14 protein-coding genes are annotated in these 16,057 nt (G+C 63.4%); 6 read left to right on the forward strand and 8 right to left on the reverse strand.

Going from position 1 to position 16,057, the window contains the following annotated elements:
- Positions 1-46: 46 nt before the first annotated feature.
- Positions 47-1,009, reverse strand: coding sequence for a helix-turn-helix domain-containing protein (locus WKB25_RS05545; protein ID WP_340569202.1), 963 nt, complete (start codon positions 1,007-1,009; stop codon positions 47-49).
- A 94-nt stretch (positions 1,010-1,103) separates the two neighbouring features.
- Here WKB25_RS05545 and WKB25_RS05550 point away from each other — a divergent pair, with 94 nt between their 5' ends.
- The gene (locus WKB25_RS05550; protein WP_340569204.1) at positions 1,104-1,559 is read left to right on the forward strand and encodes a hypothetical protein; all 456 of its coding nucleotides are present in this window, start codon (positions 1,104-1,106) and stop codon (positions 1,557-1,559) included.
- 41 nt (positions 1,560-1,600) lie between these two features.
- On the opposite strand, the gene WKB25_RS05555 is transcribed toward WKB25_RS05550, so the two are convergent.
- Positions 1,601-2,140: an NADPH-dependent FMN reductase gene (locus WKB25_RS05555; protein ID WP_340569206.1), complete on the reverse strand. Its 540-nt coding sequence runs from the start codon at positions 2,138-2,140 to the stop codon at positions 1,601-1,603.
- A 123-nt stretch (positions 2,141-2,263) separates the two neighbouring features.
- Here WKB25_RS05555 and WKB25_RS05560 point away from each other — a divergent pair, with 123 nt between their 5' ends.
- The 4 genes from WKB25_RS05560 to WKB25_RS05575 all read left to right on the forward strand — a co-directional run bounded on the left by WKB25_RS05560 (position 2,264) and on the right by WKB25_RS05575 (position 6,391).
- The gene (locus WKB25_RS05560; RefSeq protein WP_340569208.1) at positions 2,264-2,959 is read left to right on the forward strand and encodes a response regulator transcription factor; all 696 of its coding nucleotides are present in this window, start codon (positions 2,264-2,266) and stop codon (positions 2,957-2,959) included.
- Between the two features lie 44 nt (positions 2,960-3,003).
- On the forward strand, positions 3,004-4,224 hold the full coding sequence (locus WKB25_RS05565) for a HAMP domain-containing sensor histidine kinase (RefSeq protein WP_340569210.1): 1,221 nt from the start codon (positions 3,004-3,006) through the stop codon (positions 4,222-4,224).
- A gap of 60 nt (positions 4,225-4,284) precedes the next feature.
- Complete coding sequence (locus WKB25_RS05570; protein WP_340569211.1) at positions 4,285-4,677, forward strand: diacylglycerol kinase; 393 nt, start codon at positions 4,285-4,287, stop codon at positions 4,675-4,677.
- A 118-nt stretch (positions 4,678-4,795) separates the two neighbouring features.
- Positions 4,796-6,391, forward strand: coding sequence for a phosphoethanolamine--lipid A transferase (locus tag WKB25_RS05575; protein ID WP_340569483.1), 1,596 nt, complete (start codon positions 4,796-4,798; stop codon positions 6,389-6,391).
- 12 nt (positions 6,392-6,403) lie between these two features.
- Here WKB25_RS05575 and WKB25_RS05580 read toward each other — a convergent pair whose 3' ends face one another.
- Together WKB25_RS05580 and WKB25_RS05585 are read right to left on the reverse strand one after the other, a co-directional pair.
- Complete coding sequence (locus tag WKB25_RS05580; RefSeq protein WP_340569213.1) at positions 6,404-7,591, reverse strand: serine hydrolase domain-containing protein; 1,188 nt, start codon at positions 7,589-7,591, stop codon at positions 6,404-6,406.
- Between the two features lie 79 nt (positions 7,592-7,670).
- Positions 7,671-8,531, reverse strand: coding sequence for a LytTR family DNA-binding domain-containing protein (locus WKB25_RS05585; RefSeq protein WP_340569215.1), 861 nt, complete (start codon positions 8,529-8,531; stop codon positions 7,671-7,673).
- A gap of 174 nt (positions 8,532-8,705) precedes the next feature.
- On the opposite strand from WKB25_RS05585, the gene WKB25_RS05590 reads away from it, so the two are divergent.
- Positions 8,706-9,878 (forward strand): acyltransferase, encoded by a 1,173-nt coding sequence (locus WKB25_RS05590; RefSeq protein ID WP_340569217.1) that lies wholly within the window; start codon positions 8,706-8,708, stop codon positions 9,876-9,878.
- Positions 9,879-9,926: 48 nt separating this feature from the next.
- Here the strand turns inward: WKB25_RS05590 and WKB25_RS05595 are convergent, their stop codons facing one another.
- Genes WKB25_RS05595 through WKB25_RS05610 form a run of 4 tightly spaced genes read right to left on the reverse strand, consistent with a single transcriptional unit; the run spans position 9,927 to position 16,050 of the window.
- Positions 9,927-10,559 (reverse strand): helix-turn-helix domain-containing protein, encoded by a 633-nt coding sequence (locus WKB25_RS05595; protein WP_340569219.1) that lies wholly within the window; start codon positions 10,557-10,559, stop codon positions 9,927-9,929.
- A gap of 2 nt (positions 10,560-10,561) precedes the next feature.
- Positions 10,562-11,839, reverse strand: a complete 1,278-nt coding sequence (fabF, locus tag WKB25_RS05600; RefSeq protein WP_340569221.1) for a beta-ketoacyl-ACP synthase II — start codon at positions 11,837-11,839, stop codon at positions 10,562-10,564.
- A 36-nt stretch (positions 11,840-11,875) separates the two neighbouring features.
- Complete coding sequence (locus tag WKB25_RS05605; RefSeq protein ID WP_340569223.1) at positions 11,876-14,941, reverse strand: efflux RND transporter permease subunit; 3,066 nt, start codon at positions 14,939-14,941, stop codon at positions 11,876-11,878.
- On the reverse strand, positions 14,938-16,050 hold the full coding sequence (locus WKB25_RS05610; RefSeq protein WP_340569225.1) for an efflux RND transporter periplasmic adaptor subunit: 1,113 nt from the start codon (positions 16,048-16,050) through the stop codon (positions 14,938-14,940). The genes WKB25_RS05605 and WKB25_RS05610 overlap by 4 nt, the downstream gene beginning before the upstream one ends.
- Between the last annotated feature and the right edge of the window lie 7 nt (positions 16,051-16,057).

The following is a 16,057-nucleotide window of genomic DNA, read 5'->3' on the forward strand; positions in this document are numbered from 1 at the left end:
TGCAACAGGTTTCTTCCGGTAACGGCGCCGTGCCTTGCGTGCGCTGCTAGCCTCGTACCTGGGTGGGGCTCAGGCCCAATCGCCTGCGCAGCAGTCGCCTGAGCGTCGCAGAATCGCCAAATCCCACCTGCGCGGTCACCTCTTCCACCGAAAGCCCGCCGCTTTCCAGCAGCATCCGCGCCCGGTTCAAGCGCACCGACTGGATCAACTGCTGCGGCCCGTAGCCGAGCACCTTGTTCACTTGGCGGTTGAGGGTGCGTGTGGACATGTTGGCCCGCGCTGCAAGCGTTCCCACCGTGACTGTTTCCGGGAGTGTCTCTGCAATGTGGCTGGTCAGCAGCGCTATCAGGTTGTTTCCGGGCACCATCATCGCCGGCGACATATACAGCGATTGGCGGCGACGCTGTTCGACCAGCAGCGCCTGGCCCAGCACGGCAGTGAGTTGCTCGCCGAAGCGCTGGCGCAGCACGTAAAGCACCAGGTCCATGTGCGCCATCGCGGCGCCGGCGGTGATCAGCGGGCCATCGGCATGCACCATGCGATCGGGTTCCACACGGGTAGTGGGCGCCACGCGCCGCAGCGCAGAGGCCAACCACCACGTTGTGGTCACGCAGCGGCCCTCCAGCAATCCGGCTGCGTTGAGCAGAAAAACGGACGAACAGGAGGCTGCAATCGTGCCGCCCGCTCTGGCATGGCGACGCAGCGCAGCGACCAAAGGCGGAATGTCCGGCTGGCGCAGGCGAGCGTCGAGCTGGCAGGCATCGTCGATGTCCAGGCCCGGCAGGATCCAGCATTCGTGCGCAGAGGAGCGCGCAGGCAACTTGTCCACCTGCAGTTGCATGCCGTTGCCAAGCGGAATGCTTCCTGGCGTCACCGCGCAGACCCGCCAACGCGGCGGTGCAACCCCGACCCGGCACGCCAGCTTGGCCGCGGTGGTCAGAAGATCAAGGGTGAGGGTGACGCTGGAGGCAAAGGGTGCGCGCGGCACCACCAGGACGAAATCATGCATTGGCTGATTCTGCGCGATTGTTGGCAAATCGGCCACTTCAGACCCGCGCCGTAGCGCGGTTGAATGGGCGCCCCCTCACCCACGAGCGCTATCCATGCCCACCATCCTCATCAAGACACCCGCCGACGCACTGACCGCTCTTCAGCGCGAGCGGATGATCGCCGCGGTGAATACCGCTGCAACGCAATGCAGCGGCCTGGGGCCTGATCCTCGCCAACGCAGCCTGTGCTGGGTGATTGCCGAGGAGGTGCCGGCCGGCTTCTGGCGCTGTGGCGGCAATGCCGACTTCCTCCACTTCATTCCGTGCCTGGTCCACGTCCTCGCACCCGCCGGCGTACTCGACGAACAGCACCGATCCCGTTACGCGGCGGTTGTGCACCAGGCCATTCTGGAATCGCTGGCCTTGCCGGATACCCAGCGGCTGGCCGCTTCGATCATGGTGAGCGATGTCACCGATGGCACGTGGGGGCCCAACGGCCAGCTGTGGACATTGCCGCAGTTCGTGGAGGCTGCGGGGTATTCCCATCTGCAAGCGCCGGTGAACCGCTGACACCGCAAGCCCTTGTCAGCAGACTGCGTCAACGATCATGTTCAATCGCCCTCTGGTCGCTGGCAGTAGCGGGCAAATTCCTGAAGAAAGGCCTCCGCCGGTCCGCGATTGACCGGCTGCCTTACGGCATCGGCAATGGCCTCCGGCTCCATCTTCATGAAGGGGAAGCGCAGGAACAGTTCTTCGTTGAAGCGGGAGCTGATGGTCGACAGCACAAGCCGCAGGGACGCGAGCATGTCTTCGCCGCGATGGGATGCGTGCACCAACGCGATGGGCTTTGCAATCACAAGGTCGCCCGATACGAGCCAATCGATGGCGTTCTTCAGGCCGCCCGGAATGCCTCGTGCGTACTCAGGGCTTGAAATCAGAATGCCATCGCTGGCTTCAATGCAGCGCTTGAAGTGCACAACACTGTCAGGCAAGGGCAGATCTTCAAGATCGGGAGAGAAAACGGGCAGTCCGCCGAGGTCGGCGTAGGTACTCAGTGCGATATCCGGTGGCGCGATTTCTTCCAGCGCCCTCAGCAATGCGGTGTTGGTAGACAGCCGGCGGGCACTACCGGATATGGCAAGGATCTTCATCCCGGCACGCTATCACAGGCACCTGCCGCCTTGTCCGGCAATGGCCCGCAGCGCGCCCTTGCACGTGGCAAACTAGCGGAGGTCGTTCAACGTCCATTGATCATGCACGGATGCGCATAGCCCATGACACGTCTGCTCATCATTGAAGACAACCCCGAGCTGGTTGCAAATCTCTACGCCTTCTTCGAGCCACTGGGCTACGTGCTTGACGATGCACGGGATGGTGCTACCGGCCTGCGCAGGGCAACGCAGAACGATTACGACGCCATTCTGCTCGACCTGATGCTGCCCCGCCTTGATGGCATGGCGCTGTGCCAGACGCTCCGTCAGGAGTTCCAGAACCCGGTGCCGATCCTGATGCTGACCGCCCGTGATCCGGTGGAGGACCGCGTGCAGGGGCTCGCGTTGGGTGCGGATGATTACCTGGTCAAGCCCTTCTCCCTGAAGGAGCTGGACGCGCGCATCAAGGCGCTGGTCCGCCGCGCCCAAGGCCGGCAGGTCCAGAGTGTGTTGGACTGGGGCGATCTGCGCGTCGACACCCGCTCGCCGCAGGCGTGGCGCCAGGGCCACACTCTCAATCTGACCCCCACAACGCACAAGCTGCTGATGTGCCTGGTGCGGGCTGCCCCCGCGGTGGTGCGCAAGCAGGAGATGGAATACCTGATCTGGGGCGACGAGCCGCCGGAGAGCGGTGCACTGCGCACGCACATCCATGAGCTGCGCCTGCAGGTGGACAGGCCGTTCAACCCTGCACTCATTGCCACGGTGCACAGCGTTGGCTGGCGGCTGGACCGGCCGGCACTGGCACCTGCGGAGTAGCCCTGCCGATGACTACCCGCACGCTGAGGTCGCTCTATCGAAGCATGACACTGAGAACGCGCATCACGGTGTCGTTCGTGCTGCTGATGGCCGGTGCCATGGGCTTCATTGTGCTGGTCGAACTGGTGGACTATGACCAGGTAAGAGCCTCCGTCGTTTCGACGACCCAGGACCGCGAGGTCCATCGGCTGCAGGCGGCGCTGGCCAGTGGCGACCAACCGGAACTGACGAAGGGCAGCCAGCTGTATGACGCGCGCTCGGCTCCCCAGGTGCTGCGCAGGTACGGGCCAGGCTACCACGGTGAAGAAGGCCCGAACGAATGGCATCTGCGGGTTTTCCAAAGCAACGGACAGCGTTATTACCTGCTGCAGGATGGCGAGCACTATGCCTACCTGGAGCATCTGATCAACGCCTTTGCGGCGCTGGTCATCTTCACCTGCGTGCTCTGCGCGTTCTGGATCGGTCGCCGAACCGCGGCCCATGTCATCGCGCCCATCACCCGTCTGGCCGATGCGGTGCAGAACAAGCACAAGCCCTTCCCCTACCAGGATGCGCGCGATGAGATAGGCGTGCTGGCGCGTGCCTTCGCCCAGCACAGCGACGAGCTTGAGCAGTTCCTGCAACGCGAACAGTGCTTTGCGGGCGATGCCAGTCATGAGCTGCGCACGCCCTTGGCGATCATCGGTGGCGCGGCCGAGACGCTGGTGCACCAGCTTCCCGCCGACAGCCACCTGGTGGCCAGCGCCGATCGCATCATGCGCACCACCCAGGAGATGCAGCGGCAGTTGACCTGCCTGCTGCTGCTTTCGCGTGACCCCAGGACGGTGCCGCGCAGCCTCGTTCCTCTGCGGGCGCTGATCGAGGATTGCATGGAGCGATGTGCGCCGTGGCTTTCGGGAAAGCCGGTGCGCTTGATTCTGGATGCACCGCAGGACCAGCAGTTGCTGACCAATGCAGAGCTGGCGCGGAGTGTGATCTGGAACCTGCTGCGCAACGCCTGCCAGTACACGGAAGAAGGCGCAGTGCGGCTCGAGCTGCGGGGCAACACGCTGCGGATCGCCGACACCGGCCCGGGGCTGCCGCCCAGCATCGATGCGCAGCAGTTCAAGCGATTCATGCCCAGTGCCCGGCAGAGCGGTGAAGGCCTGGGCCTGTCCATCGTGCAGCGTGCAGTCGAGCACATGGGGTGGCAGATGACAGTCGAGACATCGGCGCAAGGCTGCCGATTCACCCTGCAGATGCTCCCAGCCGCGCCCGGCACCTGACAGCTTCCTGACACAGGCCTGCACATCCTTGCCGGATCTCCACGTGAAGGCAGGACCGAAATGCAGCCAGGGCATCCACAAGGCAACGGCAAGTACCCGCACGGAAAGACCGGCCTGCGTCGCATCTTCCATACCCTGATCCATTCGCGCGATGGCTTCATCGCCACCTTCCGGGGAGAGGCGGCCTTCCGCCAGCTGCTGTTGTTGCATGGCGCACTGGTGGTCGCGGCATTCCTGCTGGATGTCAGCCGAAGTGAGCGCGCCCTGATGCTGATGGTCTGCTTCATCAGCCTGATGGTGGAACTGCTCAACTCGGCCATCGAAGCGGTGGTCGACCGCATCTCGTTGGAACATCACCCGCTTTCCAAGAATGCGAAGGACATGGGCAGTGCGGCCCAGACCACGGCGCTGTTGATGGTCGCTACGGTATGGGCCGTGGTTCTGCTGGGCTGAGCACGAAAGCTGACAACTTCCTGATAAACGCATCCAGATACTGCGCGCACTTCTCGTACAACGGATTGTGCACGTGCGTCCATGCTTCAGACCTTCCCCTCATCATCCGATCGTGCTTGTGTGGTGCACCGCGTTGTTCTTCGCCACGCTGGGAAACATCGCCCTCTGGAAAACACTATGGTCTGTCATGGAAATCCATGACCTGCGCAGCACCCTGTTCTTCTTCAGCCTGCCGGTGCTGCTGTTCTGCCTGTTCAATCTGCTGTTCACGCCGATCGGCATCCTTCCCTATGTACGCAAGCCGGTACTTGCGCTTCTGGTTCTCGTCAGTGCCGCGTGCAGCTATTTCATGCTTCATTACGGCGTGCTGATCGACCGCGACATGGTGCAGAACGCACTGGAGACCAACCAGGCCGAGATGGCGTCCTATCTCTCGGTGCCGCTGCTGCTGACAGTGCTGTTGCTGGGCGCCCTGCCCTCGTGCGTCCTGCTGGTCATGCGTAGTGGAAACGGCGGTCGCCCCTTGCGGGCGGCGCTGGTATGGCTGGGAAATGTGCTGGCGACGTTGATGGTGCTGGCGGCGGTGACGTTTGCGTTCTACAAGGAGTACTCGTCGCTGCTGCGCAACAATCGCTACCTCCGTGAACAGGTGCTGCCGCTGAATGTGGTCCGCCACACCCATGGCTATCTCAGGAGCAGCTACAGCGCCAAGGCGCAGCCATTGCGGGCTGTCGGCGAGGATGCCACCCGCATCGCCGGAAAACGGCCCCGCCTGGTGGTCGTGGTGGCTGGCGAAACGGCACGATCACAGAACTTCCAGCTCAACGGCTACCCGCGCCCGACCAATCCGTACCTGTCACGCAAAGACAACGTCATCAGCTTCCGCGATGTTTCCTCCTGCGGTACCGCAACGGCGGTGTCGCTGCCCTGCATGTTCTCGCAGATGACGCGGTCGCAGTACGATGGTGTGGCTGCAGCATCGGAAGAGAACGTGCTCGACATCCTGCAGCGGACTGGCGTCAGCGTGCTTTGGCGCGACAACAACAATGGCGGATGCAAGGGCGTGTGCGAGCGCGTGCCCACCGATGACATGCCTCCACTGAAAGTGCCGGGATTGTGTGTCAACCGGGATGGTACCTGCCATGACGAAATCCTGCTGCACCAGCTGGGCGCGCGCATCGAGGCGATGCCGGGAGATGGACTGATCGTGCTGCATCAGCTGGGCAGCCATGGGCCCACGTACTTTGAACGCTATCCGGCCGATGCCAGGACATTCAGCCCCACCTGCGACAGCAACCAGATACAGAAGTGCAGCAATGAAGCGCTGGTCAACACCTACGACAATACGCTGGTCTATACCGACCGCCTGCTGGGCAAGGCCATCGACCTGCTGCAGACCTACGCGGACCAGCGTGATGTCGCCCTGATCTATGTTTCCGACCATGGCGAGTCGCTTGGCGAGCACGGCATGTATCTGCACGGGACGCCCTACTTCATCGCACCACGGGAGCAGACCCAGGTGCCGCTGGTGATGTGGCTCTCTCCCGCCCTCGCGACCCATGCACGACTTGAGGTTGCCTGCCTGCGCCATGCTGCGGGCACCAGATCCTACAGCCACGACAATCTCTTCCACTCCCTGCTGGGGTTGTTCGATATCAGCAGCGGGGTTTACGAGCCGGGCCTGGATGTGTTCGCGGGCTGCCGCCTACCCTAATGTGTTCGACTGTCACAGTGTCTCCGCCAACCGCAATACATCCATGGGAAACGCGGCGTAATCGTCGAGCGGGGCGCTGTGGCTGTCCCGCCGGTGAATCTGCCTGACCGCGACCACGCCCTTGTCGGGAACAATGACCAGGTGCTGGCCGAGATAGCCGTTGGCTGCGTAAGCCGCTACAGGCCCTCGGTCGATGTCGAAGACGTCGCTGAGCTTCAGTCCGCGCCCGGTGATTTCGGCAGCGTAGCGCTGTGGCCAGCCGGGTCCCAGGCGTTCGGCCAGGAAGCTGATCAGCGCTGCCTTGCTGTCGAACACCCGGCCCTTGGTGGCCAGCAGCACCTCCTGCATCCCGGCGTCCACGCTGCGGGCAGACAGGAAGGCTGCTGCCGCTGATTTCAGCCGGTAGTGCTCCCAAGCGGGGATGCGCCACCACAGCAGGCCGACATCGGGGGAACGTGCGCTCTCGGTGGTCATCAATGCAACCGAACGCTCGCTCAGCAGCCGCTTCCCGTCCGGGGTGACGCCACCGGCCAGCATCAGTCTTCCGATCGCCGCCAGATCAGGGGCTGACAGCGATAGCCCGGCCATGCCCAAGGGCGTGCCGGCCTCATCCTTCATCCATGCATGGCCGGAGATGCCGAGCGGCCTGAACAGCCGTTCGTCCAGGTAGACATCCAGCGGCTTGCCGGCAAGCCGTTCGACGATGCCCGGCAGGAGATTGGTGGCCTTGTTGTTGTAGGCGAAGGTGGTGCCTGGATCGGTGGACACCTCGGCCGCCAGCGCCAGCTTCACCAGATCCGGCGCGCCCTCCAGTTCCACACCGGCGTTGGCTACGTTCTGCAGTCCGGAGGTGTGGTCCATCAACATCCTGATCGTGATGTCCCGCTTCCTGCCCTGCCGCCATTCCGGGTAGACAGTGCTGGCCGGTTCGTCGATGGAAGCGAGCTTGCCGTCATCGAGCAGCAGCCCGATGGCCAGGGCGACGACGGACTTGGTCGCCGACATCAGGTGGATGCGGTCTTCACCGGCTGCCGGCGCGATCTGCAGCAGCACCCTGCGTCCGCTTTCAATGTAGACCGCATCGGAATGCGCGTTGCGGGCATTCCGCTCGATCGATGCCAAGGCATCAGGCGTGTTGGCTGCGGCCGCAAACGGTGGCAGTGCCAGGAAGAGTATGCAGGCAAGCAGACGTGCTCTCATGGCGTGCTCCTTCAATGGACACAGAGACAATGCCTACATTTGTAGTCAATCTGCAGTGCATGAAGTCATGCTTCATCAATCACCCTCCTCCCAGTGCCTGCCGCAGCGTTGGCAACTGGCGGCGGCTGCACGGCACCCGTGCACCATCGTCCATGTGCAGCAGGGCTTCACCGCCATCGGTAGGTTCGATCGAGCGCAGATGACGCCGGTTGATGAGCCAACTGCGGTGGCAGCGCAGGAAAACGGAAGGATCAAGGCGCTCTTCCAGTGCGGCCATCGTCATCCGCAGCGGATAGTCACATCCGCGCACCCGCAGGTTCACATAGTTGCCGGAGGCCTGGGCGTACTCCACCTCCTCGGTGGCCACCAGGAATTCCTTGCCCAACTTGCGCACCAGGAAATTCTGGGGCCGTTGAACAGGCTCGACTGGCGGGCCATCCTCCGGCGCTGCCAACAGATGGGCTTCGCCCTGACGGCGGCGGCCGAACCAGCTCAGGAAATGCTCCAGCGCCACGAAACTGAAGAAGACCCGCACGTCCTTCAGGTACTCATACAGCAGCCGTGACGCCCAGCTGGAACCATCTACATACGTTGTACCAAGCCCAAGGTAGGTGACCTTGCGCACCGCCATCATGCCCAGCACATGCAGCAACGACCATCCCACGCTGGCCAGCAGGTACAGCGGCAGGCGCCGCTTCCAGGTGTCGATGTGCAGGGGCCAGCGCCTGCATCCCCACCACAGCATCGGCAGGCAGGCCAGGATCACACCGACGCTGCTCAGCTCCCAGACCAGCGGCTCCCACAGCGCAAGCACATCGCCACGGCGCTGTGCGTCCATGACTTCCACCACGGCATTGGCCACGGCCACCACCAGCAGGATCCCTGCCCACATCAGCAGACGGGAGGCCAAGGGTAAGCGTGGGGAGGAAGGAACAGGCATGGGTGGTGGCCAGACAGAACGGCGCATAAGGCGACAAGGTGGCAATTCTAGCCGCGCCATCCATCCCACGACCCCCGCCATTGGTCACCTGCCGGCAACGGGCCATCCCTTTGCCGCTGGCCCTGCCGGCCACGTGCCGCACATTGGCCTGATCCTGCCTCCACCAGAACCATCATGACGCGCCGCCACGATATCGATGCTCTCCGCATCATCGCCTTCGCCCTGCTGATCCTCTACCACACCGCCATGGCATACGTGGACGAATGGGGCTTTCATCTCAAGGGCAGCTTCACGACCGACGCACTTCAATGGCCCATGCGCCTGCTCAACGGCTGGCGCATGTCACTGTTGTTTCTGATTTCCGGGGTGGCCATTGCGCTGACACGAAACCGACTGCAACGCGGTCGCTTCATTCTGAAGCGGACATGGAGGCTGTTGCTGCCACTCGCCTTCGGCATGCTCGTGGTCGTGCCCATCCAGCCGTACTGCGAGGGTGTCAGCAGAGGCATGGTCGCGCCCGGATTCTGGGAATTCCTGCTGCGCTACTGGCAGGTGCGCCCATGGCCGGAAGGCAGTTTCGCCGGTGATCGCTTCGGGATCACCTGGAACCATCTGTGGTACCTGGCCTATCTCTGGGTGTATACGACGATTCTGGCCATCGCCCTGCCGGTGCTGGATTCGGCGCCATTGCGATCGGCCAGCCAGCGGTTTGCCAACGCCCCGGGCTGGATGCTGATCGGGCTTCCGGCGCTGCTGTTGCTGCTGTGGCTGGTGTGGCTCGCCCCGTCCCACCCTGCCACCAACACCCTGGTGGACGATGTCCATCAACATGCCAAGTTTGGGACGGTGTTCCTTGTCGGTTACCTGCTCGGCCGTGAGCCGCGCTTCTGGGAACGGGTCGAGGCGCTTCGCTGGGCAACACTGGCCACGGTACTGGGTGCTGTTGCGTGGTACCTGTTCCTGGAAGCACTGGGCCGCTGGCTGCCTCCGGCATCGCCACTGCGCCAGTGGCCGGAACCTTTCTGGCGCCTGCAGTCGCAGTACTGCGAGGTGGTGTACTCGTGGGGAATGCTGCTGACCCTGCTCGGCTGGGGCAAGCACTGTCTGGATCGCCCCTTCCCTTGGCTGCCGTATTGCACGGAGGCCATCTACCCTTGGTATGTTCTGCATCAGAGCCTGATGATCGCCGTGTTGTTCTGGCTGAAGCCGATGCAGCTTGGGCCTTGGATGGAGCCGGCGCTGGTGCTGCTCGGCACGGTAGGCGGTTGCCTGCTGCTGCACGAACTGCTGATCCGACGTTCCTGCTGGCTGCGGCCTCTGTTTGGACTGAAATCGAGCTTGCGCTGAATGCCTGACGGGGCCATGGCGAAGGCCCGATGGCCTTGAGGCATCGCCTCACCATTCCCGGGGAGTCTTCCAGGCCTCCGGGAGCGTCATCCCATAGGCGCGCACGAAGAGCGCCACGGTTGCTTCACTCCCGGACACGGGCCTCGCCCCATGAGGCAAGCCATGTTCTGTGAGGATGAGCCTGAGGAACTTCTCACTGTCACCTGAGTGGCTCGAGCGGACCGAGGCGCTCGCCATCGCTCGTGTCGCAAGGTCCAGATACGGTTCCAGTTTCGTGTTCCAGTGTTCCATGTAGACATCACGTGCATGATCAGAACGCGACAGCGTCCGGCAGAAGGCCTGGCATGCCGGGTCCGCTGCCAACCGTTCGATGCCATCATTGATGCGCATCAGCGCATTGCCAAGTTCCATTGCTCCGTGCGCATCGAGCCGGGCATCCGGCATCGACGCCAGATGGCCGTCCATGACCGCCTTGTAGAGCCGCGCCTTGTCACGATAGTGCGCATAGATCGTGACCTTGGTAACGCCACAGACCTCGGCAATGCGCTTCATCGTCGCGTTCTCGAACCCTTCTTCCGCAAACACAGTGCCGGAGGCATCCAGCATCCAGCGCCGGCTCAACGCCCGCGCGCCTTCCCAGCGCAGGGTGGTTTTGCTTGGGAAGCCGCTGGAGGCAGCCATGCTCAGATGCGCCTGAAAAGTGCACTGGCATTCACGCCGCCAAAACCAAATCCATTGGTCAGCGCGAACTCGATGCCAGCCTTGCGCGGCACGCCGGCGACGATTGAAAGCCCTTTGGCCAATGGATCCGGGCAGCCAAGGTTGAGTGTCGCTGGCGCGACCTGATCGCGCAATGCAAGCACGGTAAAGATGGCTTCGATGCCGCCAGCTGCCCCGAGCAGGTGCCCGGTGCTCGACTTGGTGGCAGAGATCAGAAGATCTGGACGGGCACCGAACAAGGCACGCATGGCCGCAAGCTCTGCCCGATCCCCCACCTGGGTCGAGGTTGCGTGCGCGTTGATGTGGTCGACCTGCCCGGCGGCAATGCCCGCCTGCGCCAGCGCGATCTCCATCGCCCTGCGCGCACCACTGCCGTCGTCGGGGCCCGCAGTCAGATGATAGGCATCGGAGGTGGTGCCGTAGCCGGCCAACTCGGCCAGCGGGGTGGCGCCACGCGCCAGCGCATGATCCAGCCGCTCGATCACCAGCAGCGCTGCCCCTTCGGACATGACGAAGCCGTCCCGCTGCTCATCAAACGGGCGGGACGCTGCCTGTGGCGTGTCGTTGAACGACGTGCTCAGTGCCTTGGCAGCGGCGAAGCCACCGAGGCTGACCCGGTGCATCGCTGCCTCTGCACCACCGCACAACGCGATGTCCGCCTCGCCGGATCGGATGAGGCGCGCCGCGTCGCCGATCGCTTGGACACCCGCTGCGCACGCTGTGACGGGCGCACCCTGCGGGCCCTTGAATCCGTAGCGTATGGACGCCTGCCCCGCCGCCATGTTGGCCAGGAACGTGGGCGCAGTGAATGGCGACAGCCGGTCTGGCCCGCGACTGTCAGTGGTGTGGACCGCCGTGACGATCGATCCGAATCCGCCGATTCCTGTAGCGATCACGGTCGCTGTTCGCAGCAGCCCCTGTTCATCGGCCTCGTTCCAGCCGGCCTGCGCAAGCGCTTCATGGGCGGCGACCAACGCAAACTCGACAAACCGGTCCATTTTCTTGAGGTCTTTCGGCGCGATGATGCCGGCGGAATCGAAGCCCCCCTCGGGATCCTGAATCCGGTCAGGCACGCGGCCACCGACCTCACAACCGGTTCCCGCCGCAAGCTCGGCCCCCAACGACCCGATCCCGGAGCGTCCCGCCAGGAGGCGCGACCAGACGGTTTCAACCCCGCAGCCGAGTGGACTGACCACGCCCATTCCGGTCACCACAATGCGATCTCTGTCGGCAGTACTCATAGCTCACTTCCCATATAGAGGAGGTCCGGGCCACCATCAGGCGACGGGGGTCTTGTCCGCTCGCACCTTGAACCAGATGGCATACATCGCCGGCAGGAACACCAGTGTCATCACGGTGCCGGCAATGGTGCCGCCGATCAGCGTGTAGGCAAGCGTTCCCCAGAACACCGAATGGGTCAGCGGAATGAAGGCAAGGACCGCAGCCAACGAGGTCAGGATCACCGGGCGCGCCCGGTGAACCGTCGCCTCGATGATGGCGTGGAAGGTTTCCATCCCCGCGTCTTCGTTCTCGTGAATCTGGCCGATAAGGATGAGCGTGTTGCGCATCAGGATGCCCGACAATGCGATCAATCCAACCAGCGCGTTGATGCCAAACGGCTGCTGGAACAGCAGCAGGGTCGGCACCACGCCGATCAACCCCAACGGACTGGTCATGAAGACCATGATCATCGCGGAGATGGAGCGTACCTGCAGGATGATGATCAGCAGGGTTGCCGCCAGCATGATTGGAAACAGCGGCAGCATCGCGCTCATCGCCTTCCCCGACTCCTCGATGGAACCGGCCTGGGTAATCGCGTAGCCCTCGGGCAGCGAGGCAATGAGCGGCTCAAGCTGCTTGCTGATCGCGGTGGATACATCCGGTGGTTGCAGTGCATCGTCAATGTCACCGCGCACGGTGATGGTGGGTACCCGATCACGGCGGCGCAGCACCGGCTCTTCCATCCGAACCTCGACCGAGCCGATCTGGGACAGCGGCACACGCTGGCCAGCAGCACCGACCAGGGTGAAGTCTGCGATGCGCGCAGGATCCAAACGCGTTTCCCCACCAGATCGAGCGACAACCTCAACGGTGCGGATGTCCTCACGGACGGCAGTGACCGGTACGCCGCTCAGGAAGAACTGCAACTGCTGCGAGACGGACGCCGAGGTCATGCCCATGGCCTGCAAGCGGTCCTGATCGAGCGTGAAATGCAACGTTGGCGTGCGCACGCCCCAATCGGTGTTGACCGTGCGCATCATCGGGCTGGCGTGCATGGTCTGCTCCACCTTGGCCGCAATGCTACGGATGACGTCCGTATCCGGACCGCTGACACGGTAGGCCACCGGGTAGGGCGAGTAAGGCCCGAACACCAGCTGTGTCACGCGCACGCGCGCCTCGGGCACCAAGCCTTCCGCAACGGCCTGGCGGAGCCTCGCTTTCAAGGCATCGCGCTGTTCCTGGCTGTCGGTACGCACCACGATCTTGGCGAATGCCGGATCCGGTAGTTCCGGCGAGATGGCAAGATAGAACCGGGGAGCGCCCTCACCAATATAGGCCGTGACGATCTTCGATTCTTCCTGCTCCGAGAGCCACTTCTCGACCTTCCGGGTGGCCTGGTTGGTCTGTTCGATGGCGGTGCCGTAGGGCATCTGCACTTCGACCAGCACTTCCGGGCGGTCGGAGATGGGGAAGAACTGCTTTTTCACCAGCCCCATGCCCACCACAGCAAGCACAAACAGGCCGATCACCGAACCTGCTGCAAGCCACTTACGCGCAATCACGCGCGCCAGGATTGAACGAAAACGGTTGTAGCGCGGCGTGTCGTAGAGGCTGCTGTGTCCGCCTTCCACGGTCTTGAGTTCAGGGAGGAGCTTCACCCCGAGATAAGGCGTAAAGAACACCGCGACTACCCACGACACGATCAGCGCAATGCCCACGATCCAGAACATGTTGCTGGTGTATTCGCCCGCAGTGGACCGGGCGAAACCGTTGGGCATGAAGCCCACCGCAGTGACCAGGGTGCCAGCCAGCATGGGCGCTGCCGTATGGCTCCACGCGTAGGCCGATGCCTTGACCCGGCTATAGCCCTCTTCCATCTTCACCACCATCATTTCGATGGCAATGATGGCGTCGTCCACCAGCAGACCAAGCGCCAGGATCAGCGAGCCGAGCGTGATGCGGTCAAAGTTCTTGCCGGTCGCAGCCATCACCATGAACACGGCAGCCAGGGTCAGTGGCACGGCCGCAGCCACCACGACACCCACCCGCCAGCCCATGCTGACAAAGCAGACCAGCATCACCACCAGCAGCGCGGCAAAGAACTTCATCATGAACTCGTCGACCGACGAGCTGATGTTCACGGCCTGATCGGTGACCTTGTCCAGCGCCATCCCGACAGGAAGCCCGTCATTGATCTTCCTGACTTCCGCGTCGAGTGAGGCGCCGAGATCCAGGCCATTCCAGCCGTCGCGCATGACGATGCCCAGCAGCATGGCTGGCTCGCCACCGTTGCGGATCATGAAGGTCGACGGGTCCTCATAGCCACGCTTGACGGTGGCAATATCCTGCAATTTGAGGGTCCTGCCCTGTGCAACGATGGGTGTATCGCGGATCTTGTCCAGCTGGTCCAGCGCGCCATCGAGGCGAATGAATATCTGCGGGCCTTTGGCCTCGACCGAGCCTGCCGGCGTCAGGGCGTTCTGCCCGTTCAGCGCCCCGAACACCTCCTGTGGCGTGATGCCGAGGTTCGACAGGCGTTCGTGCGACAGCTCCACATAGATGCGCTCGGATTGCTCACCAATGATGTTGACCTTCTTCACGCCAGGAACGTGCAGCAATCGCTGACGCAGCGTCTCGGCATCACGCGCAAGCAGGCGGAACGGTTCACCCTTCGCTTTCAGTGCGAAAAGAGCAAACGTGACATCGGCGTACTCGTCGTTGACCATCGGGCCGATCACGCCCGTGGGCAGATTTGCGGCTTCGTCAGCCATCTTCTTGCGCGCCTGGTAGAACTCCTCCTGCACCTCCGACGGTGGCGTGCCGTCCTGCAATGTCAGCGTAATGAAGGACAGGCCAGGCCGGGTGTAGGTTTCGCTGCGGTCATACCAGCGCAGCTCCTGCAGGCGCTTTTCCAGCTTCTCGGCGACCTGGTCCTGCATTTCTGTTGGCGTAGCGCCCGGCCAGGCCGTCACGATGGTCATGACCTTGACGGTGAACGCGGGGTCCTCAGCGCGGCCGAGCTGGAAGAACGAAACGATGCCGGCAACGGAGACCAGAAAGATCAGGAAAACCGTGATGGCACGCTCGCGCACCGCAAGCGCTGACAGATTGAACCCACTCACTGGTGGGCTCCGTCTGCAACAGCGTTCCTGGCGGTGTCAGCGATGCGAACCACCTGCCCTTCGCGGAGTAGATGGGCGCCGAGGGCGGCCACGCGATCCGATGCTTTCAGGGCCCCCTCAACCATGACCCGGTCATCACCCAACTGCTTGACGGCGACCGGCGTCCAATGGGCCTTGAGCGGTTCACCACCGATCACCCAGACGCCGGGACCGGTGCCAGGATCGAACAATGCGCCCAACGGAACCTCAACGCCGGCCGACGTACCGGCAGGTGCTGCGCCTGCAAGTTCGACCGCCACCGTGGAACCCAGCGGCAGCACCGTGCTGCCTTCTTCCAGCGTGTAACGGGCTTCGAAGGTCCGGGTGGCAGGGTCTGCCGATTCAGAGAGCACGCGCAACCGTGCGGGGATCTTGCCGCTTGCCCCGAACGGGGACGCTGAGGCCACGGAGCCGATCTGGGGTCGTAGCGTCTCGGGTAACTGGACCACGGCCTCCCGACTGCCTGCGCGGGCAAGCCGGGCGACGATCTGCCCCGCCGCCACGACCTGACCGTGCTCAGCGGAGATGGTCATGACCACCCCATCGGCATCGGCGACGAGCGCCGTGTATTGACTGGCATTACGCGCAACCCGGGCTTGCGCGTCGGCCGCCTTGAGCTGTGCCGATGCTGCGTCCGCCGCCGCTTTGATCTGATCGTAGGCCGACCGGGAAACGACGCCCTTGGCTGCCAGATCGCGGTATCGCGCTTCGTCAGCGTTGGCTTGCACGCTTTGCGCTCGGGCCGCGATGACGGCCTGCAGCTGGGACGCCGCTGCCAGGTTCAGATCGACGGGATCAATCCGATAGAGCACGTCGCCGCGTTTGACCGTCTGCCCCGTCTCAACCAGGCGCTCGGTGACCTTGCCACCCACCCGAAAGGCCAGATCACTCTGTACGCGTGCGGCGACGGTTCCTGTGAACGTGCGCGCACCTGCCGCCCCCGGTTGCACTTGGGCAATCCGGACGATGGGCGGAGCGGTCCGGGGATCGACGTCATCCGACCTTCCGCAGGCCACAAGGAACAACGGAGCAACACAGGAGAGGGCTGTGACTACAAAACGGCGACGCATGCGGCCT

Origin of the sequence: Stenotrophomonas sp. G106K1 (assembly GCF_037969685.1) — a bacterium.
Classification (GTDB): domain Bacteria; phylum Pseudomonadota; class Gammaproteobacteria; order Xanthomonadales; family Xanthomonadaceae; genus Stenotrophomonas; species Stenotrophomonas lactitubi.